Source organism: Novosphingobium sp. (assembly GCF_037133355.1).
In the GTDB taxonomy this organism is placed as follows: Bacteria; Pseudomonadota; Alphaproteobacteria; order Sphingomonadales; family Sphingomonadaceae; genus Novosphingobium.
Map to the genome: position 1 here is coordinate 113,685 of NZ_JBAXOI010000003.1, position 25,485 is coordinate 139,169.

The window sequence follows — 25,485 nt, forward strand, 5'->3', positions numbered from 1 at the left end:
TTTCAGGCGGGGGTCAGATGGCCGTCGCCGGGGCGAGCGGCACGTCGCGCGCCGGGTCGAATGCGGCGGCGTGCAGCGGCGTTTCCTCGCGAAGGTGGCCCAGGATCGTGCGGGTGATGTTGGTGGCCATGACCACCGCGCCCGAGAGATAGAGCAGCCCGCCCAGCACCCGCAGCGCGTACATCGGGTGGAGCGCGGCAACCGTGTCGGCGAACGAGTTCACCAGATACCCGTCAGCCCCGTATTCGCGCCACATCAGCCCCTGCGTGAGCCCCGCGACCCACATCGCGGCGGTGTAGAAAACGATCCCCAACGTCGCGAGCCAGAAGTGCCAGTTCACCATGCGCAGGCTGTAGAGCCGCTGGCGGCCCCAGAGGCGCGGCGTCATGTAGTAGAGGCAGCTGAAGGTGATCATCCCGTTCCACCCCAGCGCGCCCGAATGCACGTGGCCGATGGTCCAGTCGGTGTAGTGGCTGAGCGAGTTGACGCTCTTGATGCTCATCATCGGCCCCTCGAACGTGCTCATCCCGTAGAAGGCGAGCGCGAGGACCATCATGCGCAGGATGGGGTCGGTGCGGATCTTGTCCCAGGCGCCGTTGAGCGTCATCAGGCCGTTGATCATCCCGCCCCAGCTCGGCATCCACAGCATGACCGAGAAGACCATGCCCAGCGTCTGCGCCCAATCAGGCAGCGCGGTGTAGTGGAGGTGGTGCGGACCCGCCCAGATGTAGAGGAAGATCAGCGCCCAGAAGTGGATGATCGAGAGCCGGTAGGAATAGACCGGACGTTCGGCCTGCTTGGGCACGAAGTAGTACATCATCGCGAGGAAGCCGGCGGTGAGGAAGAAGCCCACCGCGTTGTGGCCATACCACCACTCCACCAGCGCGCCCTGAACACCGCCGAACAGCGGATAGCTGCGCGAACCGAACCAGCTGACCGGCACGTTGATGTTGTTGACGAGGTGGAGCATCGCCACCGTCAGGATGAAGGCGAGGTAGAACCAGTTGGCGACGTAGATGTGCGGCTCCGCGCGGCGCAGCAGCGTGCCGACAAAGACCGCGAGATAGGAGACCCAGACAATGGTCAGCCAGATATCAACGTACCATTCCGGTTCAGCATACTCCTTGCCCTGGGTTATCCCCATGAGGTATCCGGTCGCTGCCAGAACGATGAACAGCTGGTAGCCCCAGAACACGAATTTCGCGAGAGCGGGAAACGCCAGCCGCGTGCGGCATGTGCGCTGGACCACGTAGAACGAGGTCGCAATAAGCGCGTTGCCGCCAAAAGCGAAGATCACCGCCGAGGTGTGGAGCGGCCTGAGCCGGCCGAAATTGATCCACTGCAGCCCCAGGTTCATCTGCGGCCAGGCCATCTCGAGCGCGATGTAGAGCCCCGCCAGAAAGCCCGCCATGCCCCAGAACACTGTGGCGATCACCCCTAGGCGGATCAGGTCGTCATCGTAACGACTGGTATCTACGGGACGAATCGCCGCAGCCGGATCATAGCCGCGCAAGGTGACGATCAGGCCGATCACCGCAGCGAGGCCGCAGATCATCATGTGGACGGCAAAACCGGTGTCGGCTGCCAGCGCGGTGGCCATCACCGCGAAGAGCAATGCGCAGAACCACAGGCCGGTGCGCGGGAGTACGGAATCCATGGAGCTTCCCTTCCATGCCAATAAGCTGGAAGTGCCCCTGCCCGTCCTTGGCCGGCGCAACATTGACCCGTGTCAATTTGCCCGCACCGATCGATGAACTTCTGATTTTGTTTGCCTTTCCGGTTATTTTTTCCCGCCGTGATTTGCGCTCCGTCAATGTTGGCAAGGCGCAGCCCGGCCATTGGCCGCTCGTGCTGCGAGGCTTTGGCAGTCCTGCATGGGGCAGGACGCACGCAGCTTGGGAGCCCTGCTCATGAAGACACTGCATCTGGCCGCCATCGGCGCGGCGCTCGCTTCCACCGCGCTTGTCGCAGCTCCTGCGCATGCCGGATCCACCGACGGCAAATGGCAGATCAAGGTGCTCGGTTCGGCCGTCCTGCCCGATGGCAAGATCAGCCGCGTCGACAAGGACCTCATCGGCCTGCCCGCCGGCTCGCAGACCAGGGCGAGCGACAACGTCGTGCCCACGCTGGCGGTCGAATACTTCTTCACGCCCGACATCTCGGCCGAGACGATCTGCTGCACCTCCTCGCACCACGTCACCGGCGCGGGGCCGCTTGCGGGCGCGGCGATTGTCGATCACGCGGTGCTGATCCCGGCCACGCTCACGCTCAAGTATCACCTGCCCCTTGCCGGCGGGATCAAGCCCTATATCGGCGCGGGCCCCGCGCTCTACCTGTGGCTGGGTGAACGCCCCGGTGCCGCGGCCGCCGGGCTCGGCGCGGCGCGCGTGCGCCTTTCCAACGAGGTGGGCGCCGCCGCGCAGGTCGGCGTCGATATCGCGCTCGGCAAGAAGGGCTACGGCCTCAGCCTCGATGCCAAGAAGTACTGGGTGAACACTACCGCGCACTTCACCACGGCGGGCGGGGTCGAAGCACTGACCACGCGCCACAAGATCAACGCCTGGATCCTGAGCGCAGGCGTCTCCTACCGCTTCTGAAGCCCCCAGCCACCGGGCCGGGCGCCTTGCCTAGAAAAACACCGCCGCGTTTGCGGAGATGTACTTGGTGAGGTGCCCGCCCGGCGAATTAGGCGCGGTCCGCAGGAAACGCCCCTTGGCGAGGAACGTGGTGCATAGTTCCAGCCGCAGGCGCTTCGGCAGCGCCCACCAGCGCACATCCGCATCGATCTGGTGCCCGGCAAACCGGCCCGACCGCCCCGAAGGATCGCGCACCGCCGTCGTTGCAAAAGCATCGCGCGCATCGACGAGCCACATCGGGCGGTAGTAGACAAAGCCGTCGAGGCGCGGCGAAGGCGCAGCCTCGAACTTGATCCCAGGGCTCACGATATTGCCGCGATTGATGGCGGTGTAGAGCCCGCCCGGCGCGAAATCGACGCGGCGCTGGCCGAACAGCGTGTCGAACCGGCCAAAAGTGCGGTTCCCCGGCCCGTCCCCGCTTGCCCGGTCGAAATCGATGGCAATATGCGGCCGCCACTTGCCCGGGAAGGTATAGCCCGCGCGCAGATGCACGAACGAGGCGCCCACCGGCACCAGCGGCGCCCCGGCGGCGAGCGAGGTCGCGATCTGGCCGAACTGGCCCATCACCTCGGCCTCGCCGTCCCACTTGCCCGGCGCGGGCGGCACCAGCGCGCGCAGCCCCAGTGTGTTGATCGAGCGGTCGCGCGTTGGCCGCGTCGGGGTGTCGTGCTCGCCGAAATGGTAGCCGCTCAGCTCCACCGTCAGCGCCCGCCCCGGTCCGAACGTCTTGCCTGCCATGCCGCCCCACAGCACTTGCGCAAAGCTCTCCCGGTCCCAGATCACGCGGTGGCGGTCGATGCCGGCGCGGTCATCCGGCAGGCGCACTTGCGGCAGCACGTAGATCCCGGTTATCCGCATCCGCCCGGGCAGCGCCAGATCGGCGCGCAGACCGGTATAGCCCTGCGTGGTGTTGCGATAATCGTCAGAGGCGATGAGGCGGCCAGACCCCAGGTTGAGCATGGTGCGCCCGGCCTGAACGGTCAGCTTGGTGCCCTTGCCCAGCGCATCGCCAAGGTCGAACACCGCGTGGAGCTGCACCAGCTCGGCGGCGTTGACTTCGCCCGTCGTCACCGGCGTGCGCGCGTCATCACCCCAGACACGGCTGTCGAACAGCTCGGCCACCAGCCGCACCGGCCTGGTGCGGTACTCGGCCAGCAGCCGTAGCCGCGTGTTGAGCAGCGTATCGGTATCGCCGAAGCCGGCGCGGGGCTGCCCGTCGATGGTCTCGGCCCGAACGCGGATACTGCCGGAAACGTGGAAGCCATCGGCATCCTGAGCCTGCGCCTGCGCCGTTGGCGCGGCCAAACCAATCATCAGCGCGGCAAATGCGCCAAGCTGCCCGGCGCGCGGCACAGCGCCTTAGCCGGCGAGCGCCTGAAGCGCCGCGCGGTCGAGGATCTCGACATCGCGCCGGCCCGGCAGGGCGACGACGCCATCGCTTTTCAGCTTGGTGAACTGGCGGCTCACCGTCTCGATGGTAAGGCCAAGCAGGTCGGCAACTTGCTGGCGCGAGAAGGGCAGCGTGAACTGCCGCGCAGGGCCGATGTGCGTCATGCAGCCGTTGTCCGCGAGGCGCTCGGACATATCGAGCAGGAAAGTCGCGATCTTTTCGGGCGCGCTCTTGCGGCCGAGCAGCATCATCCACGCGCGGGTGCGGTCAAGCTCGGCCAATGTGCGCTCGAGCAGCTTGTGCTCGAGCTCGGGGTGTTCACGCGCGAACCGGTCGAAATCGTTGCGCGCAAAAACGCAGACCCGCGCATCCGTCAGCGCGACAACGCTTGCCGCGCTGGTCTGACCGAAGGGGCGGCCGATAAAGTCTGAAGGATAGGCCACGCCCACGATCTGCTCGCGCCCGTCAGCCGTGCTGGTGGTGAGTTTGAGCACGCCCTCGATCACGTTGGCGACGAGGAGCGAGTCGTCGTCCTCCCAGATCAGCGGTTCTCCCGCCGAAACCGTGCGGCGGCGCCCCATAACGCTCAGCGCGGCAATCTCCGGATGATCAAGTCCGGCGCAGATCGCCCGATTGCGGACTATGCAGGTATCACAAGCGCTCATCCACACCGGATGTATCAGCCGGTGCCGCCTGCGGCAATCAGGCATCCACTCTAGCCAGCTAAAAAACATCACGAAAAACGGGCGGCCAGGGGAGCCGGCCGCCCGAAGTCGGGGAGAAATCGGCGGAAGGGGGACTGTCAACCGGGTCCTTCCGCGCCCCGTCCTTCTGGCAGCAACGGCAGCGGCGATCCTTGACCGAAATCAAACCGGACCCGCGGGTGCGAAAAAATCTAACAATCGGTACGATTGTCAGCGCGGGCGAGTGCCTCAGTCGGCGAGCAAGGTCAGATCGTGGTACTGGCCGCGGAAGAACAACAGCGGGTTGCCCTCGCCTTCCTTGCCAAGCGCTTCCACCGCGCCGACCACCAGCCAGTGGTCGCCCACTTCGGTGACGCGCTCGATCGTGCAGTCGATCCACGCGATCGCGTTGTCGAGCACCGGCAAGCCCGCCGGGCTCTGCCCATGCGCGAGCTCGGCAAACTTGTCCTCGGCACGCGCGGCAAAACGGCGGCACAACGCCAGCTGGTCCGCGCCCAGCACGTTAACGCAGAACCGCCCCGTCGCCGCGATCCGCGGCCAGGTGCCCGAACGCTTGTCCGGGAAAAATCCGACCAGCGGAGGATCGAGCGAGATCGAAGTGAACGAGCCCACGACAAGGCCAAACCGCGCGCCGTCCTCGCCCAGCGCGGTGACGACGCAGACCCCTGTCGGGTAAGCGCCCAGCACATCGCGGAAGAGACGGGGATCGATCATCGCGCCCTGTCCCGTGTCGCCAAACCGGCGGCTGGTCAAGCCTCGATTGCCGCTACGGCGCCAAGGACGCGCTCGGCCCACTCGCGTCGGCAGATCAGCAGATCGGGCAGATAGGTGTCGCTGTTGTTGTAGACCAGCGGGCTGCCGTCGATGCGCGAGACATGGAGCCCCGCCGCGGCCGCCACTGCGACCGGTGCGCAGTTGTCCCACTCATACTGCCCGCCCGAATGGAGGTAGATTTCCGCCTCACCGCGCACCACCGCCATGGCCTTGGCACCTGCCGAGCCCATCGGCACCAGCTCGCCGCCCAGCACATCGGCCACGACCACCGCCTCGCGCGCCGGCCGTGAGCGGCTGACCAGCAGGCGCGGAAGCGCTGCCATCGGCGGCAACGGCAGCGGGGCGCCGCTGTCCAGCGTCAGATCAAGCCCCGGCAGCGCTACAGCACCGAGTGTCGCCGTGCCGTCCACGGCAAGGCCGACATGCACCGCCCAGTCGCTGCGCCCCTCACCATATTCGCGCGTGCCGTCGAGCGGATCGATGATCCAGACGCGCGACTTGGCGAGGCGCTCGGGCGTGTCCTGCGTCTCCTCGCTGAGCACACCGTCATCGGGCCGATGTGCGGCGATTTCGGCCATGAGCCAGACGTTGGCGCGAAGGTCGCCTTCGGCACCAAGCGCCTTGCCTTCATGCGAGCCGGCCGCGCGCAGCTCCATCAGGATGCGAGCCGCGCCGCGCGCCAGGTGCCGCGCCAGTTCTATATCGTCCATCAACGCCCCTCAGCTCGTCAGATCACCGGCATCCATTCGCCGGTGATCAGTGCCACGATCCGCTCCGCCGCCTCTTCGGGGGTTTCGCGCAAGGTGTCCACGCGGATCTCGGGCTTTTCCGGTGCTTCATAGGGACTGTCGATCCCGGTGAAGTTCTTGAGCTGGCCCGAGCGTGCCTTCTTGTAGAGCCCCTTCACATCGCGCCGCTCGGCTTCTTCCAGCGGCGTATCGACGAAGATCTCGTAGAAATCCCCATCCGGCAGAAGCGCGCGGACCATGTCGCGCTCGGCACGGAACGGGCTGATGAAAGCGGTGAGCACGATGAGCCCGGCATCGGTCATCAGCTTCGCCACCTCGCCCACGCGGCGGATGTTCTCGATGCGGTCGGCCTCGGTGAAGCCAAGGTCCTTGTTGAGCCCGTGGCGTACGTTGTCGCCGTCGAGCAGGAAAGTGTGCTTGCCCAGCGCATGCAGCCGCTTCTCGACCATGTTGGCGATGGTCGATTTGCCCGAGCCCGAAAGGCCCGTGAACCACAGCACGGCGGGGCTCTGCCCCTTGAGCCGCGCATGCGCCTCGCGCGTCACGTCGAGCGCCTGCCAGTGCACGTTCTGCGCGCGGCGCAGCGCGAAGTTGAGCATGCCTGCCGCGACGGTTGCATTGCTGATCTTGTCGATCAGGATGAACCCGCCGAGCGCGCGGCTTGTCGCGTAAGGCTCGAACACGATGGCGCGGTCGGTGGTGATTTCGGCCAGACCGATGGCGTTGAGCTCCAGCGTCTTGGCTGCCAGCCGCTCCATCGTGTTGACATTGATGGTGCATTTGGGCTGCGACACCGTGACCGACACGGTCTGGCTCGCCAGCTTGAGCCAATAGGCCCGGCCCGGCACGAGCGCCTCGTCGGCCATCCAGACAAGGCTGGCCTCGAACTGGTCCGCCACTTGCGGCGGCGCGTCGGCGGCGGCCAGCACGTCCCCGCGCGAGCAGTCGATCTCGTCGGCAAGCGTGAGCGTGACCGATTGGCCTGCGACCGCTTCCTCCAGATCGCCGTCCAGCGTGACGATCCGCGTGACCTTGCTGGTCTTGCCCGATGGCAGAACCCGAACCGCATCACCGGGCCGCACCCGGCCGTTGGCGACAAGGCCGGAGAAGCCCCGGAAATCGAGGTTGGGGCGGTTCACCCACTGCACCGGCATGCGGAAGTCACCTGCCGCATCGGCTGCAGTGTTGACGTCGACGGCTTCCAGATGCCCCATCAGGGTCGGGCCGGAATACCACGGCGTGTTCGGGCTGGGCGCGGTGATATTGTCGCCCTTGAAGCCCGAAATCGGCATCGCGGTAAAGGCCTCGATCCCGATGCTGGTGGCAAACGCCGCATAGTCCGCCACGATCGCGTCGTAGCGCGCCTGATCGTAACCGATGAGATCCATCTTGTTCACGGCAAGCACGATGTGGCGAATGCCGATCAGGTGGCACAGATAGGAGTGCCGCCGTGTCTGCGTCAGCACGCCCTTGCGCGCGTCGATCAGGATCACGGCGAGATCGGCGGTCGAGGCGCCGGTCACCATGTTGCGGGTATATTGCTCATGCCCCGGGCAGTCCGCGACGATGAACTTGCGCTTCTCTGTGCTGAAGAAGCGGTAGGCAACGTCGATGGTGATGCCCTGCTCGCGTTCTGCCGCGAGTCCATCGACCAGCAGCGCGAAATCGATCTCCTGCCCTTGCGTGCCGACTTTCCTGCTGTCGCTTTCAAGCGCCGCCAGCTGATCCTCGAAGATCATCTTGGAATCGTACAGCAGCCGCCCGATCAGGGTCGACTTGCCGTCATCCACGCTGCCGCAAGTGATGAAGCGCAGCATCGACTTGTGCTGATGCAGATCGAGATAGGCCTCGATGTCCTCGGCAATCAGCGCCTCGGTCTGGTAGATCACATCCGCGCCCGACATCAGAAGTACCCCTGCTGCTTCTTCACTTCCATGCCCGCACCGCCGGCATCCTTGTCGATCACGCGGCCCTGCCGCTCGCTCGTGGTGGTGAGCAAGGTTTCCTGGATCACCTCGTTGAGCGTCGAAGCCGTGCTTTCCACCGCCCCCGTCAGCGGGAAGCAGCCCAGCGTGCGGAACCGGATCGAGCGGTCGGTGATCGCGGGCCAGTAGCCCAGCACCTTTTCAAGGCGCGGCAAGTCGTCGGCCATGAACAGCCCGCCTTCCCACTCGAAGGTAGGCCGCACCGCCGCGAAATAGAGCGGCACGATCGGCACGTCGTTCAGGCGGATGTACTGCCAGATATCGAGCTCGGTCCAGTTCGAGATCGGGAACACCCGGATGCTCTCGCCCTTGCTTTTCCGCGCATTGTAGATGTTCCACAGCTCGGGCCGCTGGTTCTTCGGGTCCCAACCATGCGAGGCTGTGCGGAAGCTGAAGATGCGCTCCTTCGCGCGGCTCTTCTCCTCGTCGCGCCGCGCGCCGCCGAAGGCCGCATCGAAGCCATGCTTGTCGAGCGCCTGCTTGAGCCCTTCGGTCTTCCACATGTCGGTATGGAGCGGGCCATGATCGAAGGGATTGATCCCCCGCTCGGCCGCTTCCGGGTTCTGGTGGACAAGCAGCTCCATGCCGCTCTCCTTCGCCATCCGCTCGCGCAGCTCGTACATCGCCTTGAATTTCCACGTCGTATCGACATGCAGCAGCGGAAACGGCGGCGGGCTCGGGTAAAACGCCTTGCGCGCGAGGTGCAGCATCACCGCGCTGTCCTTGCCCACCGAATAGAGCATCACCGGGTTCGCGGCTTCGGCCACCACTTCGCGCATGATGTGGATCGCCTCGGCCTCGAGCCGTTGGATATGCGTGAGCGTGGACTTGGCAGCAGGATCTGACATCGGATTCTCGCCCTTGAGGGGTTGCGAGTGCCAGATGGCGCCTTGCAAGCCTGCGCATACCTCCCATATGGGAGCACAGCACCATGGCATTCCTTTCGAGCGATCAACGCGAACTTTACCTGCCGCTCATGGAGGGCCTGCTCGAGGACCCGCCATGGCAGCGCTTCCTTGCGAGCCTGCTCCAGCGCACCGGCGCCCGCCGCGCCGCGCTCGCGCTGGCCAGGCCGGGTGAGGCAGGCTCCACCTTCACCGTGCGCGCCGATGCCGCGCGCGCCGCGCAGGATCCGCCGCTCGATTTCGCCCGCCTTGCCGCGCTCGGCCTCTTCCCCGGCACCGCCATGCGCCCGGGCCGTGTCTACACGCTGGGCGAAATGCTCGATTTCGATGCCCCTGCCCGGATCGAGGCGCAGCGTGCCGCGCTGGGCACCATGCGCATCAACCACGCCCGCGCGGTGCGCATCGGCACCCCCGGCACTGCCGAGGCCTGGCTCCTCCTCACCCGCGAGCGCGAGGACCTCGGCGCAGCAGACAGCGCGCTGCTCGCCGCGCTTGCCCCGCATCTCGCCGCTGCGCTGCGCGTCCGCGCCGCGCTGGGCCTTGCCGAGGCCCGCGCCGCCATGGCCGAAAGCACACTGGCGCTGCTCGGCGCGGGCGAGATCGCGTTCACGTCCGGCGGGCAAGTCCTCGCCGCCGATCGCGAGGCCGAACGGCTGCTCGCCTTCACGGCAGAGCCCGGCCCGCTCCGCCGCCTCCAGCTCCTGCCGGAACCGACCCGCGCGCTCGAAGCCGCCTGCTCCGCGCTCGCCGGAGCCGCGCCCCATGCGCGCCGCCTGGTCGCGCTCGGCCCGCGCCAAATCCTGCTGCGCCCTGCCACGCCCGCGCCCGCCAGCGCTGCCAGCGCCCCCGCCGTGATCGGGCTCGTGCGCGCCGAAGCCGCCATGATGTCCGCCGCCGCGCCCGAAATCCTGGCCACCGCCCACGGCCTCTCCCCGCGCGAGGCCGCGCTTGCCGTCGCGCTCGCGCAAGGCGAGACGATCCTCGCGGCCGGACAGCGTCTGGGCCTCACGCCCGAGACCGCGCGCAACTATTCCAAGCGCCTCTATGCCAAGACCGGCACCAGCGGGCAGGCCCAGCTTGTCCGCCTCGTTCTCACCGGCCTCGCCCCGCTCGCCTGAGCGGCGCCCGGATCGGATGCAAAAGGACCGTTCGGGCGCTTGCAACGCGCTGACTTTGGGGCATGATCACAGCCACTGGCCAAGCGGCGCCGGCAGCGATGGAGTGGCCCCTTGCGGCAAGTCTTGTTGATTCTGGCGGGCTGCATGGCGCTCGCCGCCCCCGCGTTCGCCGCGCCTGACAAGCCCGCCAATCCCAACAACGAAGTGCAGCGCGGCCCCTCCCCGGCCTGGGTCACCCCGTCCGAACCGCTGCCCGTGCCCGCAAACGCTTCGGGCCCGATCTTCATGCGCTATCAGGATGTGATCCTGCACATCGATGGCAAGGGCGAGCAGCAGTATACCGCCTACCGCGTCCGCCTGCTCAATTCCGCGGCGCTGCCGATGGGCAATCTCACCATGGGGTGGAACCCCGCCAACGGGCCGACCATGGTCCACACCATCCGGGTCTACCGCGATGGCCAGGTGATCGATGTGCTCGACAAGGCAAAGTTCGAGGTCCTGCGGCGTGAGGACCAGCTCGAGGCGGCGATGCTCGATGGCATGCTCACCGCCGTGCTCCATGTTCCGGATCTGCGCGTGGGCGACGAGCTCGAGGTCGCGGGCACCACCACGTCCTCCGATCCCACGCTCGGGCGCAATGTCTCCGGCCTCCTGTTCCTCGGCCCCACGCCCCCGCCGGGCCGCTACCGGCTCGAGCTCAGCTGGGAAAAGGATCGCAAGCCCTCCTACGCGCTCGCCCCCGATATTCAGTCGGTGGCAAAGAGCGAAGCTGATCGCCTCGTATTGCGGTTCGACAATCCGCCGGTGCGCCAGCCGGCCAAGGATTCGCCGCCGCGCTACCAGTGGCAGCGCACCCTCGAATACAGCACCTTTGCCGATTGGCCGGCCTTCTCGCGCCAGTTCGCCCCGCTTTTCGCCAAGGCGGCAAAGCTCACGGCAGATAGCCCGCTGCGCCAGGAAGCGGCGCGCATTGCGGCGGCCAATGCCGATCCGCTCGCCCGGGCCTCGGCCGCGCTCAAGCTGGTGCAACAGGATGTGCGCTACATCTACGTCGGGCTGAACGGCGGCAATTTTACCGCCGCCTCGGCGGACGAGACCTGGCAGCGCCGCTTCGGCGATTGCAAGGCCAAGACCGCGCTGCTGATGGCCTTGCTCGGCGAACTGGGGGTCGAGGCCGAGCCGGTCCTCGTCAATACCCAGGGCGTGGACGAAGGCTTTGACGCGCGTCTGCCCAATGCCAAACTGTTCGATCACGTCCTCGTGCGCGCGCATATCGGCGGCAAGGTCTACTGGCTCGACGGCACTCTGCCCCCGGTGGCGCTGCCCTCGGCCGAGCCGGTCCTGCCGCTGCGCCGGGTGCTCCCGCTCACAGCCGCCGGCAGTACGCTCGCCAAGCTCGAATGGACCCCGGCCACGGTGCCGGAAGAGATTACGCTTTATGAAATCGACGCCCGGGCCGGCTTCGAGAAGCCTGCGCGTATCTCCACCACCGCGATCGTGCGCGGCATGCCCGGGCTCCAGTTGCAGACCCAGCTCTCCTCCATCTCGCCTGGCCAGCTGGCCGATGGCATGCGCCAGCGGCTCGTCGGCGCCGTCTGGCAGACGATCGAGGACGTGCAGTGGCGCTATGACGAGAAAGCGGGTGCCAGCGTGCTCAAGGTCGTTGGCACCGGCACCGTCGATTGGGAAAAGACCAGCGGCGGCGGGCGTAGCCTGCCACTGCCCGGAGGCGGCGTCAGCCCGCCCGACCGGCGCGCGCGCACGGCCGAGCAGGACCAGACCCTGCCGTTCTTCCAGGCGGGCGATTACACCTGCCACGTCACCACGCTGCGGGTACCGTCGGATACCAGGCCAGGCCAGTGGAGCACCCAGGGCCGCTACAGCGCGAGCATGTTCGGCCGAAACTACTACCGCGTTTTCGAATTCCGCGACGGCGCGATCCGCATGGTGCGCAGCTCACGGGTAGAGCAGCGCGAGATCACCGCCGCCTCCGCGCAGGCCGACAATGCGCGCATCGCAGCCTTCGACAACAGCATGGGCTATGTCTTCTTCGATCCCTACGACAAACGCGGCATGACCGTGCGGGGAGACAGCGTGCCCACTACCGATGAAATCGACTGGACCAGCCCCGACGTGCCCTGCCGCGCAGTCAAGCCTGGCGGCTGAGAGGCAGGACCGGCCCCTATTCGAAAAACGCCACGCCGCGCACCTCGATGCTCTCGCGGATCTTCGCATCTGGCAGGCTGGTATCGTGGAACGCGGTGTGGGGGCAGCGCCAGGTCACCGAGTGGTCGCTGTCCTGGAACTTGAACAGCAGCACGTCGTCCGCCGCCATGTTCGCAAAATACCACCAGCGATGCGCAGCCCGGTAGCGGAAGATCGTCGCCGCGATCATCTGGTCCTCGCCCTCGACCGGGGCGGTCAATGCATCGCCGGTGGGGAATTCATCGACCACGAAAAGGGTGTTCGACGCGGTCTCCTCATCCGAAACAGTGCGCCCGTCGCACACAGCAAGCGGCCAGTCCTGCGGCCCCGGCGAGAACGTGCGCCACAGCGAGAAGCAGATATAGCGCTTGTAGCCGGGCCCGTCGGGAAACGCCTGGCCATAGACCCGCGCCGCCGCGCGCTTGCCGGTAAGCTCGTTGTAATCGACATGCGCCTCGCCCGCCGGGGGCTGGATCCCGCCCGAATGGACATAGCCCTCGACCTTCTCCTGCGCGCGTTGCGAGAGATCGCCCGAGGTGCGGATCATCCACCCTTGGGTCGCCACTTTGTCCGCGCCCGTCAGCCGCGCGACCAGCGCCTCGACCTCGCGCTGGTATCCCGCGTCGACCCCTGCCTTGTCATGGAAATCGGCAATTGCCGTCACGTGCTTGCCGATCACAAATCCATGCGTATCAAGCGCAAAGTGGTCGCGGATCGGCATGCCGTCACGCACCGTCACGGCATAGTCGCGGTAATCCCCCGTGTTCATTTCGGCGCCCTGGCTAACATAGCGCCGGGTCACGAAATCGCCTTCGTCGAGGTAGCGGATCAGCGCCGGGGCCTCGCGGGCCGTATCCTCGATATCGTCTGCCGCCAGCGTCGCCATGGACCTCTCCGAATTTCGTTAGCTATACGAACTATATCGGTTGCGGCTCGGCTGTCCAGCCCGCCATCGGCGCGGTCTCGGGAATGCGCCAGAGCACCGGCAGGATCGCGGCTGCCACGACCGCGATCATCGCCCCGGGCGCTGCGGGCCATTGGCTGACTTCGAGCAAGTGCTGCGCGATCCAGGGTGTCAGCCCGCCAAACACCGCCGTCGCGCTGGTGACGCCGAGCGCCAGCCCGGAGAGCCGCGCCTCGCCGGAAAACTGCTCGGCCGTCGCCACCGCGCCCACCGCGCTCCACGCGCCGCCCAGCGCGGCGAGCAGCACCGCGCCCACCAGCGCCGGCCACACGCCGCCGTGCGCCATGAGCGTAAACAGGGTGATCGGCCCCGCCGCGCAGGCCAGCGCAATCCCGATCAGCACTGGCCGCCGCCCGACATGATCCGAAAGCGCGCCGACCAGCGGTGTCACCACGATCACCACAAGTGCCGCCACGGTCGAAAGCGCCAACCCCGCGCCCTCGCTCACGGCTCCCACCGAGGCGAGGAAAGCAGGCACATAGGTGATCCCCACGTAATAGCTGATCGACCCCAGCGCCGAGATCGCAAAGCCGCGCACGATGCCGGCGCGCTGGTGTGTAATGGCATGGCGCAGGGGATTGGCGGGGACAGTGCCCGCCGCGCGCTGGCGCTCGAATTCGGGCGATTCGTCCATGTTCGCGCGCGCCATCAGCACGCCGCCCGCAAGCAGCGCGCCGACGAGGAAGGGAATGCGCCAGCCCCAGCTGTCGAGCACCTCGGCCGGGAGCGCCCATGCGGTCACCGCCGCCACGCCCACCGCCAGCAGCGCGCCCACCTCGCTCGCCGCCGAAGCGCAGCTGGTGATGAGCCCGCGCCGCCGCGGCCCCGCGCCCTCGATCAGGTAGGCAACCACGCCGGTGTATTCCCCGCCGACCGCAAAGGCCATCACGCAGCGCAGCGCCAGCAGCAGCAGGCCCGCCGCCGGGCCGATCATCGCATAAGTCGGCAGCAGCGCGCAGGCGAGCATGGCCGCGGTCATCACTGCCATCGAAAGCAGCATGGCCCGCCGCCGCCCGTGCCGGTCGCCATAATGGCCCATTGCCAGCGCGCCCAGCGGCCGCATCAGGTAAGACACCGCAAAGCCCGCCAGCACCGCCGCCAGCGATCCCTCTCCTCCGCCGAACATCACCCGCGACAGGATCGTCGCGACGTAGATGTAGAGCGTGAAGTCGTACCATTCGACCACGGTCGAAAAGCCCGCGATCAGCATGGATCGGTGCGAAATGGTCTGGTGAGCGGGAGCCATCAGACCATCATGCCTCAGCCGAGCGGCTTGGGGAAGCCGCCTTTAGCCAACCCCTTCGGTCAAGATCACGCGGTAATCGGCACCCTTCAACCGGTGCGGGAGCGCCTCCTGATAGGCCGCGCTGTCGTACCAGGCGCGCGCAGCGGCCATATCCTCGAAGCGCAGCAGCACCACACCTTCGGCGGGATCGCCCTCCAGCGTCTCGTTCGGACCATAGAACGCCAGCGGAGTCAGCGCATGGCCCGCGGTGCTTGCACCGGCCTTGGCGTTATACTGGTCCATTTCGGCCTGGTCGGTCACGCTATTGCGGATAAAGACGATGTAAGCTGCCATTTTCGGGTTCCTTCCGCCATCCAGTCTAGCCGCCCCCTGCCAAGGCGCAAGGGGCTGAGACCGGACGGCGCCCGCCCGGCGCAAACGCCTCAGTGCATCATCATGACTGCGCCCAGCAGCGCGCCGATCACGGCAGCCGCGCCAATCGCGACAAGGCCAAAGCCGGTGCCGAAGATCGCGGCAAAGCCGGACTTGTCGGTCGTTTGGATAGGGTCCTGCATGGTCTTTCTCCTTGAAGCCGCGCCGCGCCGTCGCGACCGCTGCTTGAAGGTTCGTCACGAGGCTCCGTTGGGTTACACCGCGCTCAGGTCACCGCCGCACGCACCTTCCAGCGCGGATCATACCACGCGCGCGTTTCGCAAACTGCGCGGATCTGGAGCACCGCCTCCAGCATGTCCGCATACCGCAGATAAAGCGGCGTCAGGCCGAAGCGCAGCACATCAGGCGCGCGGAAATCGCCGATCACGCCCCGCTCCTTGAGCGCCTGCATGATCCCGTACCCTTGCGGATGCGCAAAGCTCACCTGGCTCCCCCGCCGCGCATCCTCGCGCGGGCTCACCAGCGTGAAGCCGAATTCGCCGCAGTGCGTCTCCATGAGCTCCATGAAGATCCGCCCCAGCCGCAGCGACTTGTCCCGCAGCGCCCCCATGTCCGCCTCGGCCATGAGGTCCACCCCGCACTCCAGTGCCGCCATACCCAGCACCGGCGGCGTCCCGCAGAGAAAGCGCGCGATCCCGTCGGCCGGCCGGTAGCCGTCCTCGAAGGCGAAGGGTTCGGCATGGCCCAGCCAGCCCGAAAGCACCGGCACCGCCGCGCCGTGGTGCCTCTGCGCGGCAAACAGATAGGCCGGCGCGCCCGGCCCGCCATTGAGGAACTTGTAGCCGCAGCCCACCGCGAAATCGGCGCCCGCGCCATTCAGATCGACCGGAATCGCCCCCGCGCTATGGCTCAGGTCCCAGACCACCAGCGCACCCGCCGCATGCGCGGCCCGCGTCATTTCGGCCATGTCGTGCACCGCGCCGGTCTTGTAGTGGACCTGCGTGAGCAGCAGCACCGCCACGTCCTCGCCCAGCCGCCCAAGCACCGCATCGCCCGCCACCGCCTCGGCGCGCACCCGCCCGCCAGAGAAGGCCGCAATCCCCTGCATCATGTAGAGGTCGGTCGGGAAATTGCCCGTCTCGGAGAGGATCACCGACCGCTCCGGCCGCAGCGAGAGCGCCGCCGTCACCGCCTTGAACACGTTGACCGAGGTCGAATCCGCCACGATCACCTCGCCCGGCCCGGCGCCGATCAGCGCCGCGATCTTGTCCCCCACCCGGCGCGGCGCTTCCATCCAGTCGGCGGCCAGCCACGAAGTGATCAGCCCCTCGCCCCATTCCTCCACGACCGTGCGCTCCAGCCGCGCCATGGCCGCTCGCGGCAGCGCGCCGAGCGAATTGCCATCAAGGTAGAGCACCCCCTCCGGCAGCGCGAACCGCTGGCGAAACCCGCGCAGCGGATCCTCCCGGTCAAGCGCCTCCAGTGCAGCCCGATCCCGGCTCATGCCGCAATCGTCCGCAGCACCGCGCGCACCGGGCTCGCATCCGCCCCGGCGAGCGGCAGCGGCAGCGCGATCAGCTCGTAAACCCCCGGCTCCACCCCATCCAGCACCAGCCCCTCCAGAATGCGCATGTCCGCCGCGCGCACGGCATGGTGCGCGTCCATCGTCTTCGAGGTCTCCGGATCGAGCGAGGCCGCATCAGTGCCGATCAGCACCACCCCCAGCCCGGCCAACCGCCCGATCACCGCCGCCGAAACCGCGCGAAAGCCCGAATCCCAGGCCTCATGCGGAAAGCGCGCATAAGTGCGCAGCAGCACCCGGGGCGCCCTCGCCGCCTCCAGCCAGGCCCAGTCGATATCCCCCACCTCGACCGCCGCCCCGGCAGCATGGCGCACATCCACCACCACGCAGCGCCCGATATAGGGCTCCAGCGCGGTCTCGGCGCTGGTCTGCCCCGCCGCATCATAGTGAAACGGCGCGTCGGCGTGCGTCCCGGCATGCAGCGGCAGCGAAAGCGCGCCCACATTCACCGGACAATCGGGCCCGATCACCGCATGCTGCCCCAGCACCAACGGCGGCTCCCCCGGCCAAAGCGGCGTCCGCGCATCGAGCCGCTGCGTGATATCGATGATCGTCATGCCACGGTCCTATCGCCGTGCGCCCAAACCGCGAACCCAAAAGTTGCGCCCCCCGCAGTGGCCATCGGCAAAATCGGCGCTAGGATGCCCGCAAACAAAAACCGATGGAGAGAGACGCCCATGACTGAACTAGCCGGCCGCATCGCCCTCGTAACCGGCGCCTCGCGCGGCATTGGCGAGGCCTCCGCCCGCGCCCTCGCCGCGCTCGGCGCGCATGTCATCGTCACCGATCTCGCCGCGCCCGAAGCTCTCGCGGAAGAGCTCGGCGGCCTCGCCCGCGCGCACGACGTGACCGACGAGCAAAGCTGGATCCAGACCATGGCCTTCGCCCGCGAAGCCGCCGGCGGGCTCGACATCCTCGTCAACAACGCCGGGCTGTTCTTCGCCCGGCCCCTCACCGAAACCACGCTCGAAGACTGGCGCCGCCTCCACAGCGTCAATGTCGAAGGCGTGTTCCTCGGCTGCAAGCACGCCGTCCCGCTCCTCGCCGAGCGCGCGAACCAGTGGACCGGCGGCACTTCGATCATCAACCTCTCCTCGGTCGCCGGCCTCGTCGGCAGCCCGCTGGTCAGCTGCTACAACGCCAGCAAGGGCGCCGTCCGCCTCTTCACCAAGGGCGTGGCGGTGGAACTCGCGCCCTCGCGCATCCGCTGCAATTCGATCCACCCCGGGATCATCGAAACCGACATGGGCCGCGATCTCGTCTCCCAGTTCGCCGCCGCCACCGGCACCGGCGAAAACGACACCCGCGCCAGCTTTTCCAATCTCCACCCGCTCGGCCACTTCGGCGTGCCGCAAAACATCGCCGACGCCGTCACCTTCCTCGCCTCGGACCGCGCCGCCTTCATGACCGGCTCCGAACTGGTGGTAGACGGCGGCTTCACCGCAAGCTGAAAAGCAGCCCGCCCCAGGCCCTCCCCATTTTGGCGAAGCCCAAATGGGGAGGTGGCCCGCAAAGCGGGTCGGAGGGGTATTGAAGTTCTCATTTTGTTCTGTCCTACAAGTCCACCTTCATGCCATAGCCGCGCCCGCTTTCCGCAACGAACCGAGGCCGCGCATGAAAGACCGCTCCCGCCAGCCCGCCGCCAAAGGCACGCTCCCCGATTTCACCCCCGTCCCCCGCCAGCGCGAACGCTTCGATGGCTGGACGCCGCAGCGCCAGCGCGGCTTCATCGAAGCGCTCGCCGATACCGGCAGTGTCAAACGCGCCGCCCACGCCGTCAACATGACCCCCGAAGGCGCCTATCTCCTGCGCCGTCACCCGCAAGCGGAGGAATTCCGCAAGGCCTGGGAAGCCGCCCTCGCCCTCGGCGTCCAGCGCCTAGAAGATGTCGCGATGGACCGCGCGCTCCATGGCGTCGAAGTCCCGGTCTACCACTTCGGCGCCGTCGTCGGCAGCCGCAAGGTCTACAACGACCGCCTCCTGATGTTCCTGCTCAGAAACCGCGCCAGCAAACGCTTCAAGGCCAGCGCCCGCCACGATGCGCCCACCAGAGGCGAAATCGCCAAGCTGAAAAAGCAGTGGCAGGCCGAGTACGAAGCCGAAGCAGCCGCCGCCCGCACCAAGGCAGCGAAAGCTTCACCCGACGTCCTCTCCCGCTTCACCGAGGCCAACCGCCACTGGTACGAAGCCCTCCCCGCCCCCGCCCGCGAAGCCTACGATGCGTTCCTCACGGCCGAAGCCGAAGCCAGAGCCGCCGGCAAAGCCCCCCACATGCCCAACTGGCTGGCGCTCCCCCCACCGAAAGAAGCTGAGTAAGCCAAGCAAAGCTCCTCCCCATTTTCACGAAGTGCAAATGGGGAGGTGGCAGCGCGAAGCGCTGACGGAGGGGCCATCAACGCCGACAATACCGCACAATACTCTCCGCCACCCCCTCCGGCGAGCGCAACACATCCACCGCCGCGATCCGCACCACCGCGATCCCCAGCGCCCCCAGCGCCTCATCCCGCCGCAAGTCCCGCAAAGGCCGGTCCCCCATATCATGGGCCACGCCATCAATCTCGAAAGCAACCTTTGCGGCCGCACAGTAGAAATCCAGCACCCAATCCCCCAGCGGATGCTGACGGCGGATCTTCACCCCATCCGGCTGAAGCCGCAAATGCCGCCACAGCAGCGCTTCCGGCAAACTCGGCTCCGCGCGCAGCCTGCGCGCCAAGGGAACGTCGCGCGGTTGCTTCGGCCTCGGCAAGAACCCCTCCGTCATTGGCTGCGCCAATGCCACCTCCCCGTTTGTGCTGCGCAAAAACGGGGAGGGCCAGAAAAGATGGCACCATTCCTGCAAGGTCCTCCCCATTTTTGCCGCAGGCACAAATGGGGAGGTGGCCCGCGAAACGGGTCGGAGGGGCAAAATCGGAAGGCACCGATAATCTCAAGAGAAGCCAAGGCCCAACCCGCCCCAAGCCCCTCCCCATTTTCCCCTGAGCCTGCCGAAGAAGCAAATGGGCCATCACAACTATAGGTCCTCCCCATTTTCCCCTGAGCTTGTCGAAGGGGCAAATGGGGAGGTGGCAGCGCGAAGCGCTGACGGAGGGGTAATTGGCGAAAACTATTGTTTCAAACAATTCTCTCTGTGCCAGCGCAAAAACATCGGATGCGGCCTCAGCCCCGGTCTTTCGGGAGCAAGCGCTCTACCCGTCGGGTTGATCATCGCCTCAACGCTGCTGCGATCATTCACCTGCCGCGAAATGATGATGTCCAAATCATCTGAGAAACCGATGAGCCCCCGATCAAACATCCAGTGCAGCGTACCCGTCAATGCCATGCCGTTTTGCACGCTATCCGGCCCACCCTTCTCGACCGGTCTTATATGAGCGGCCTCAGCTTCCGCTCGCCCGCCTCCGTTGATGAGCTTCCACCCGGTAACGGCGCAGCGGCTATCGTATGCAGCGAGAACAGCGCGCCTGAACAGGTAGTCACGCTTCGGTCGGGAAAGGAGCGATTGAACAATGGTCCGTTCCACTTCGAAGGGAACGCGCGGCTCTTGCAAACGATCATCGGGCACTTCGCCCACGCGCGGCAGAAAATCCTCCTGCTCCGGCAATCCAAGCGCAGTGATCCGCCGAAAGTCCTCTGGTGAGAGGTCGCGTACAGCCCATTGTGCACGGCCTCCGAGCCCGCGTTCGTTGCGCTGACCGTCCGGCGCATTGAGCGGAACCGGTGTGACAAAATCGAGATACGTTTCTGGTTCGATTTCAGCGACGAACATGTCGTTGATGGAAGTGTCAGGGACAATCCGGGCAACCTTCGCCACAGCGAAATAGCCCCGCGATTGCGGCACTTTAGAGGGTTCGTAGTATACGATCCAACCACCCTCAAGCGGCTTGGCTCGGCCCAGATACGGCTTTGGAAACTGATACCGCGACGATGGCGCGTCATCATAGATCGAGTCCGCGCGATGGACGAAGATGCCAAATGCCATGATGCGAAGGTATCGAGTGAACGCTGCCTGCGCCAGGGTCGTTTTTTGCCTGGGCAATGCAGTCCGGCTTGATCGCTCCTCCAAGGTCCTCCCCATTTTTGCGCAGCACAAATGGGGAGGTGGCCCGCCGCAGGCGGGTCGGAGGGGTTAAGCGGAAGAAGGCAAGAGAAGAAGAAAAGAACCGCCACGGCAAAGCCGCGCCGCCTCCGGGCTCGGTTCGCTTGAGGCTCCCGGCCCCCGGCCGGTTCGGGTGATCAGCTTACGCGGACCGGCTTCCAGCCTACCGTTTGCTGCGCAAACGTCGGCGGGGCGACTTCACTCCTCGCCCATCCTCAAAGCCGCAATAAACGCCTCCTGCGGGATGGTCACATTGCCATAGTCCCGCATGCGCTTCTTGCCCTCTTTCTGCTTTTCCAGCAGCTTCTTCTTGCGGCTGATGTCGCCGCCATAGCACTTGGCCGTCACGTCCTTGCGCATCGCGCTGATCGTCTCGCGCGCGATCACCTTGGCGCCGATTGCGGCCTGGATCGGGATCTTGAACATGTGCCGCGGGATGAGGTCCTTGAGGCGCTCCACCAGATGCCGCCCGCGCGGGTCAGCCTGGCTGCGGTGGACGACCATCGAGAGCGCGTCGACCGGCTCGTTGTTGACGAGGATGTTCATCATCACGAGATCGCCTTCGCGAAGGCCGATCTGCTCGTAGTCGAAGCTCGCGTAGCCGCGGCTGATCGACTTGAGGCGGTCGTAGAAATCGAACACCACCTCGTTGAGCGGCAGTTCATAGGTCACTTGCGCGCGGCCGCCGACATAGGTGAGGCCGGTCTGGATGCCGCGGCGGTCCTGGCAGAGCTTGAGGATCGAGCCGAGGTATTCGTCCGGTGTGTAGATCGTCGCCTTGATCCACGGCTCTTCCATTTCGCGGATCTTGACCGGATCGGGCATGTCGGCCGGGTTGTGCAGTTCCTTTACCGTGCCGTCGGTCATCGAGAGGCGGTAGACCACCGAAGGCGCGGTGGTGATGAGGTCGAGGTCGTATTCGCGGCTGAGGCGTTCCTGGATGATCTCTAGGTGGAGGAGGCCGAGGAAGCCGCAGCGGAAGCCGAAGCCCAATGCGGCGCTGCTTTCCATCTCGAAGCTGAAGCTGGCATCGTTGAGGCGCAGCTTGCCGATGCTTTCGCGCAGCTTTTCAAAGTCCGCCGCATCGACCGGGAACAGGCCGCAGAAGACGACCGGCTGGACTTCCTTGAAGCCGTCCAGTGCCACGGTTGCGCCGTTCTTCACCGTGGTGATCGTGTCACCCACGCGGGCCTGCGCCACTTCCTTGATCTGCGCGGTGATGAAGCCGATCTCGCCGGGGCCGAGTTCGGCGAGCTGCTCGATCTTGGGGCGCATGCAGCCGACGCGGTCGATCAGATGCTCGGTGCCGCCGGCCATGAACTTGACCTGGAGGCCCTTCTTGATGACGCCGTCGATCACGCGCACGAGGATAACGACGCCGAGGTAGGGGTCGTACCATGAGTCGACCAGCATGGCCTTGAGCGGCTTGTCGCGGTCGCCGCCCGGCGGGGGGATGCGCGCGACGATGGCGTCGAGCACTTCCTCGATGCCGATGCCGGACTTGGCGCTGGTCAGCACGGCCTGGCTCGCGTCGATGCCGATCACTTCCTCGATCTCGGCGCGGACCTTTTCGGGCTCGGCGGCGGGGAGGTCGATCTTGTTGATCACCGGCACGATCTCGTGGTCGTGCTCGATCGACTGGTAGACGTTGGCCAGCGTCTGCGCCTCGACGCCCTGCGCCGCATCGACCACCAGCAGCGCGCCCTCGCAGGCGGCGAGGCTGCGGCTGACTTCGTAGGCGAAGTCGACGTGGCCGGGGGTGTCCATCAGGTTGAGCTGATAGGTGCGCCCGTCCTTGCCGGTATAGTCGAGCCGCACGGTCTGCGCCTTGATGGTAATCCCGCGCTCGCGCTCGATGTCCATGTTATCAAGGACTTGCTCACTCATCTCGCGCTCGGCAAGCCCCCCGGTGAACTGGATCAGCCGGTCGGCAAGCGTCGACTTGCCGTGGTCAATGTGCGCTATAATGCTAAAATTACGGATCAGCGAAAGGTCGGTCATGCGCCGCCGTTAGCAGCGCAGGCGCGCGGTGTCATCAGGTCCGTCCGGGAAGCGGCTTGCGGGTGGTTGACACGGTTGACACTGTCCTGGCGAATACTTGCATCCGATCAGTGGACGACGTTTGCTCGATACGGTCGATCAGCATCCAACGAGCGGCAGCAGCGCAGTTTGTCGGCGTGACGAGCATCGCGCGTACATCGCAGATCGCGGGCCTGTAGGACAGCCCCGGTTTCCAAGCCCCGAGGCCATCCAGCTTGACGTCCATTTTGGTTCGCTATATTAGAATGATCATTACTAATCTAATTCGCTCAAAAGATTCTAATCCGAGGGGAGAATCCATGAAGGCCGCCACCGCCGTTGCAAACCTGCTGGGCGCAAGCCTGTTCGCGCTTGCCGCGCCTGCTCTGGCCCAGGAAGCTGCCGACACCGACGCTGCAAAGGCACCCGCAGGCCTCGGCGAAATTGTCGTGACGGCAAACCGCGTTGCAACCGCTGCGCAGGACACGCCGATCGCCCTCAACGTCTATACCGCTGCGGCGCTTGCCGATCAGGGCGTCAACACGGTGCGTGATCTGTCGCAGATCGATCCCAGCCTCAACGTGACCAATTCGACCGGTGCGGCCTATGTCGCAGTGCGCGGCATTGCCTCTACCGACGTGACCGAAATCGGCGATCCTTCGGTGCCGATCACGCGCGACGGGTTTTTCACCAACCGCTCGTTCACGATCAACTCCTCGTTCTACGACGTGGCGCGGGTCGAAGTGCTCAAAGGGCCGCAAGGCACGCTGCAGGGTCGCAACTCGACCGGCGGCCTCGTCAGCATCGTGACCAACCGCCCCGAAATGCGCACCGGCGGCTATGCCAGCGCCGAGGCAGGCAATTTCAGGACCTTCAACGGCGAAGCCGGGGTCAACGTGATGCTCGCGCCAGGTTTTGCGGTGCGCGCTTCGGGCACTGTGCTGAGCCACAAGGGCTACCGTAAATCAGACGGCCCCGCATTTGACGGGGATGACGAGAACTTCAAGTCGGGCCGCATCCAGGCGCTCTACAAGGGCGACAATGGCCTCTCTGCCTGGGTTTCCTATCAGCACGACGCCCGCGATGTGAACAGCGATGCCCAGTTCCGCGGCCCGCTCGGAGGGCCGACCCCCGACTTTGGCGACGCCAAGAAGTTCCTCAGCAGCGCACCGACCAACACCAAGCTCGACAGCGATCGGGCGCGCTGGGAAGTGGCTTATGCGAGCCAGATGGGCCTCAATTTCATCTACACCGGCGGTTATGACAGCCAGGACTGGCGCAACCGGCTCGACGCCACCGGCGGCTATCCCGCCAACCGCCAATTCCGCCAGCAGGAAACTCCCAAGACCTGGAACCACGAATTCCGCGTGAGCAACGACAAGGACGGCAAGCTCTTTTTCCAGGCCGGGTACTTCTATTTCCAGGAGAAGAACGTCGTCAATTCGGGGATCTTCAACCTCGATATGACCGGCCCACTGTTCGGCCCCGGCGGCTTCCTGACCGGCGTGCCCAATGCCGACCAGTCCAACCGCTATGGCATCAAGTTCGACTACAACATCCTGACCCGCTCGCAGGCGCTGTTCGGGCAGATCGAATACGATCTTACCGATCAATTCCAGCTGAGCGTGGGCGGACGCTATACCTGGGACAAGAAGGTGCGCACCGGCAATGCCGTGCTCAGCCTGCCCGCGCTCGCATTCCCGCTCTGCGGCAACGATTTCCCCAATCCGGGTTCATGCCCGCCCTTCCCGCTGACGACGCCGGGCAATGGCAATCTCAGCAAGGGCGAACCGACCTGGCATGTGGGCCTCAACTACCGCCCCGCCCCCGGCACGTTGATCTATGCCAAGTATGACCGCGGCTACAAATCGGGCGGCTTCAACTCGAACGGCAGCGCGCCTTCGGTCGATTACGGCCCCGAAACGCTCGACTCCTTCGAGCTTGGCACCAAGAACTCGCTCATGGGCAACACGCTGCAGCTCAACGCCACCGCCTTCTATTTCAAGTACAAGGGTTATCAGGGCTCGCAGTTCACCAGCGCGACGAGCAGCGGTTCAGGCGTGTTCAATGTGGGCAACGCCTCGATCTTCGGCATCGAAGGCAGCGCGGTTGCGCTGATCGGACAAGGCACGCGGATCAACATCAACGCGACCTACCTGCACACCAAGTTTGGCGATGGCATCACCATCAACAACGGCGCCAGCCCGCCGGCGGCCATCAACATCAGCGGCAACCGCCTGCCCAACGCGCCGGGCTTCACCGCATCGGGCGGGATCGAGCAGGAAATCCCCGTTTCCTGGGGCAAGTTCACCGCGCGGATCGACGCAAAGTATTCCTCGGACTTCTATTATTCGGTGTTCAACACCGCCGATACGCAGTCGCAGGAATATGTGCTGGCCAATGCTTCGCTGAAGTTTGCGCCGCAAGACAGCTTCTGGGAAGTTCAGGCCTATGTGCGCAACATCTTCGACAAGCAGGTGCTGGCCAATGCGACGCAGAACTTCAACGCAGGCGCAAACAATTATCAGTTCCAGGCACCCCGCACGTTTGGCGTGCGCGGCAGCGTGAAGTTCTGAAGAATACATGGCGGCCGGGCCTCATACGAGGTCTGGCCGCCGCCCCTTTTTGCTGACGCGGCGTACCCCCGCGCTGAATTGGGTAGACGGCCCGCCAGACGGACTCTAGCCCTTGCTCCACAAAGACCCGGCGCGACCTCCGCGAGGATTGCCCGTATTCGTGGAGG

Annotated in this window: 22 protein-coding genes; 6 read left to right on the forward strand and 16 right to left on the reverse strand. The window is 65.9% G+C overall.

Translation table 11 applies throughout. The features are described from left to right. Positions 1-13: 13 nt before the first annotated feature. Positions 14-1,657, reverse strand: a complete 1,644-nt coding sequence (ccoN, locus tag WCL10_RS04715; RefSeq protein WP_336894473.1) for a cytochrome-c oxidase, cbb3-type subunit I — start codon at positions 1,655-1,657, stop codon at positions 14-16. 253 nt (positions 1,658-1,910) lie between these two features. On the opposite strand from ccoN, the gene WCL10_RS04720 reads away from it, so the two are divergent. Then, positions 1,911-2,597: an OmpW family outer membrane protein gene (locus WCL10_RS04720; protein ID WP_336894474.1), complete on the forward strand. Its 687-nt coding sequence runs from the start codon at positions 1,911-1,913 to the stop codon at positions 2,595-2,597. 30 nt (positions 2,598-2,627) lie between these two features. On the opposite strand, the gene WCL10_RS04725 is transcribed toward WCL10_RS04720, so the two are convergent. The 6 genes from WCL10_RS04725 to cysD form a co-directional block, all read right to left on the reverse strand. Next, positions 2,628-3,950 carry an alginate export family protein gene (locus WCL10_RS04725; protein WP_336894475.1) on the reverse strand — a complete coding sequence of 441 codons (1,323 nt, stop codon included), beginning with the start codon at positions 3,948-3,950 and terminating at the stop codon, positions 2,628-2,630. Positions 3,951-3,995: 45 nt separating this feature from the next. Next, positions 3,996-4,691, reverse strand: coding sequence for a Crp/Fnr family transcriptional regulator (locus WCL10_RS04730; RefSeq protein ID WP_336894476.1), 696 nt, complete (start codon positions 4,689-4,691; stop codon positions 3,996-3,998). Between the two features lie 267 nt (positions 4,692-4,958). Continuing rightward, complete coding sequence (locus tag WCL10_RS04735) at positions 4,959-5,444, reverse strand: flavin reductase family protein (protein ID WP_336894477.1); 486 nt, start codon at positions 5,442-5,444, stop codon at positions 4,959-4,961. Positions 5,445-5,479: 35 nt separating this feature from the next. Next, positions 5,480-6,214 carry a 3'(2'),5'-bisphosphate nucleotidase CysQ gene (locus WCL10_RS04740; protein WP_336894478.1) on the reverse strand — a complete coding sequence of 245 codons (735 nt, stop codon included), beginning with the start codon at positions 6,212-6,214 and terminating at the stop codon, positions 5,480-5,482. Between the two features lie 17 nt (positions 6,215-6,231). After that, positions 6,232-8,157, reverse strand: coding sequence for a sulfate adenylyltransferase subunit CysN (cysN, locus tag WCL10_RS04745; protein ID WP_336894479.1), 1,926 nt, complete (start codon positions 8,155-8,157; stop codon positions 6,232-6,234). Continuing rightward, a complete protein-coding gene (gene cysD, locus WCL10_RS04750; RefSeq protein WP_336894480.1) occupies positions 8,157-9,086 on the reverse strand; it encodes a sulfate adenylyltransferase subunit CysD in 930 nt (309 codons plus the stop codon). The genes cysN and cysD overlap by 1 nt, the downstream gene beginning before the upstream one ends. 83 nt (positions 9,087-9,169) lie before the next feature. Here cysD and WCL10_RS04755 point away from each other — a divergent pair, with 83 nt between their 5' ends. Continuing rightward, positions 9,170-10,261 (forward strand): helix-turn-helix transcriptional regulator, encoded by a 1,092-nt coding sequence (locus WCL10_RS04755; RefSeq protein ID WP_336894481.1) that lies wholly within the window; start codon positions 9,170-9,172, stop codon positions 10,259-10,261. Positions 10,262-10,405: 144 nt separating this feature from the next. Beyond that, complete coding sequence (locus tag WCL10_RS04760; RefSeq protein WP_336894482.1) at positions 10,406-12,427, forward strand: DUF3857 domain-containing protein; 2,022 nt, start codon at positions 10,406-10,408, stop codon at positions 12,425-12,427. Between the two features lie 16 nt (positions 12,428-12,443). Here WCL10_RS04760 and WCL10_RS04765 read toward each other — a convergent pair whose 3' ends face one another. From WCL10_RS04765 to kynB, 6 genes are all read right to left on the reverse strand, one after another. Then, a complete protein-coding gene (locus WCL10_RS04765; protein ID WP_336894483.1) occupies positions 12,444-13,352 on the reverse strand; it encodes a CmcJ/NvfI family oxidoreductase in 909 nt (302 codons plus the stop codon). 31 nt (positions 13,353-13,383) lie between these two features. Next, entirely contained in the window at positions 13,384-14,676 is a 1,293-nt protein-coding gene (locus tag WCL10_RS04770) for an MFS transporter (protein WP_336894484.1), read from the reverse strand. A 42-nt stretch (positions 14,677-14,718) separates the two neighbouring features. Next, the gene (locus WCL10_RS04775; protein ID WP_336894485.1) at positions 14,719-15,009 is read right to left on the reverse strand and encodes a DUF1330 domain-containing protein; all 291 of its coding nucleotides are present in this window, start codon (positions 15,007-15,009) and stop codon (positions 14,719-14,721) included. A gap of 89 nt (positions 15,010-15,098) precedes the next feature. Continuing rightward, the gene (locus tag WCL10_RS04780; protein ID WP_336894486.1) at positions 15,099-15,230 is read right to left on the reverse strand and encodes a hypothetical protein; all 132 of its coding nucleotides are present in this window, start codon (positions 15,228-15,230) and stop codon (positions 15,099-15,101) included. A gap of 83 nt (positions 15,231-15,313) precedes the next feature. Then, positions 15,314-16,552, reverse strand: coding sequence for a kynureninase (kynU, locus tag WCL10_RS04785; RefSeq protein ID WP_336894487.1), 1,239 nt, complete (start codon positions 16,550-16,552; stop codon positions 15,314-15,316). Beyond that, positions 16,549-17,187: an arylformamidase gene (gene kynB, locus WCL10_RS04790; RefSeq protein WP_336894488.1), complete on the reverse strand. Its 639-nt coding sequence runs from the start codon at positions 17,185-17,187 to the stop codon at positions 16,549-16,551. Before kynB ends, kynU begins: the two co-directional genes overlap by 4 nt. 120 nt (positions 17,188-17,307) lie before the next feature. Here kynB and WCL10_RS04795 point away from each other — a divergent pair, with 120 nt between their 5' ends. Together WCL10_RS04795 and WCL10_RS04800 are read left to right on the forward strand one after the other, a co-directional pair. Beyond that, positions 17,308-18,081 carry a glucose 1-dehydrogenase gene (locus tag WCL10_RS04795; protein ID WP_336894489.1) on the forward strand — a complete coding sequence of 258 codons (774 nt, stop codon included), beginning with the start codon at positions 17,308-17,310 and terminating at the stop codon, positions 18,079-18,081. 163 nt (positions 18,082-18,244) lie between these two features. Further along, the gene (locus WCL10_RS04800) at positions 18,245-18,946 is read left to right on the forward strand and encodes a hypothetical protein (RefSeq protein WP_336894490.1); all 702 of its coding nucleotides are present in this window, start codon (positions 18,245-18,247) and stop codon (positions 18,944-18,946) included. Positions 18,947-19,022: 76 nt separating this feature from the next. Here WCL10_RS04800 and WCL10_RS04805 read toward each other — a convergent pair whose 3' ends face one another. The 3 genes from WCL10_RS04805 to lepA form a co-directional block, all read right to left on the reverse strand. Then, entirely contained in the window at positions 19,023-19,343 is a 321-nt protein-coding gene (locus WCL10_RS04805; protein WP_336894491.1) for an endonuclease domain-containing protein, read from the reverse strand. A gap of 390 nt (positions 19,344-19,733) precedes the next feature. Continuing rightward, positions 19,734-20,606, reverse strand: coding sequence for an HNH endonuclease (locus WCL10_RS04810; RefSeq protein WP_336894492.1), 873 nt, complete (start codon positions 20,604-20,606; stop codon positions 19,734-19,736). Between the two features lie 315 nt (positions 20,607-20,921). Beyond that, on the reverse strand, positions 20,922-22,724 hold the full coding sequence (gene lepA, locus WCL10_RS04815; RefSeq protein WP_336894493.1) for a translation elongation factor 4: 1,803 nt from the start codon (positions 22,722-22,724) through the stop codon (positions 20,922-20,924). A gap of 338 nt (positions 22,725-23,062) precedes the next feature. Here lepA and WCL10_RS04820 point away from each other — a divergent pair, with 338 nt between their 5' ends. After that, entirely contained in the window at positions 23,063-25,318 is a 2,256-nt protein-coding gene (locus WCL10_RS04820) for a TonB-dependent receptor (protein ID WP_336894494.1), read from the forward strand. Positions 25,319-25,485: the final 167 nt, after the last annotated feature.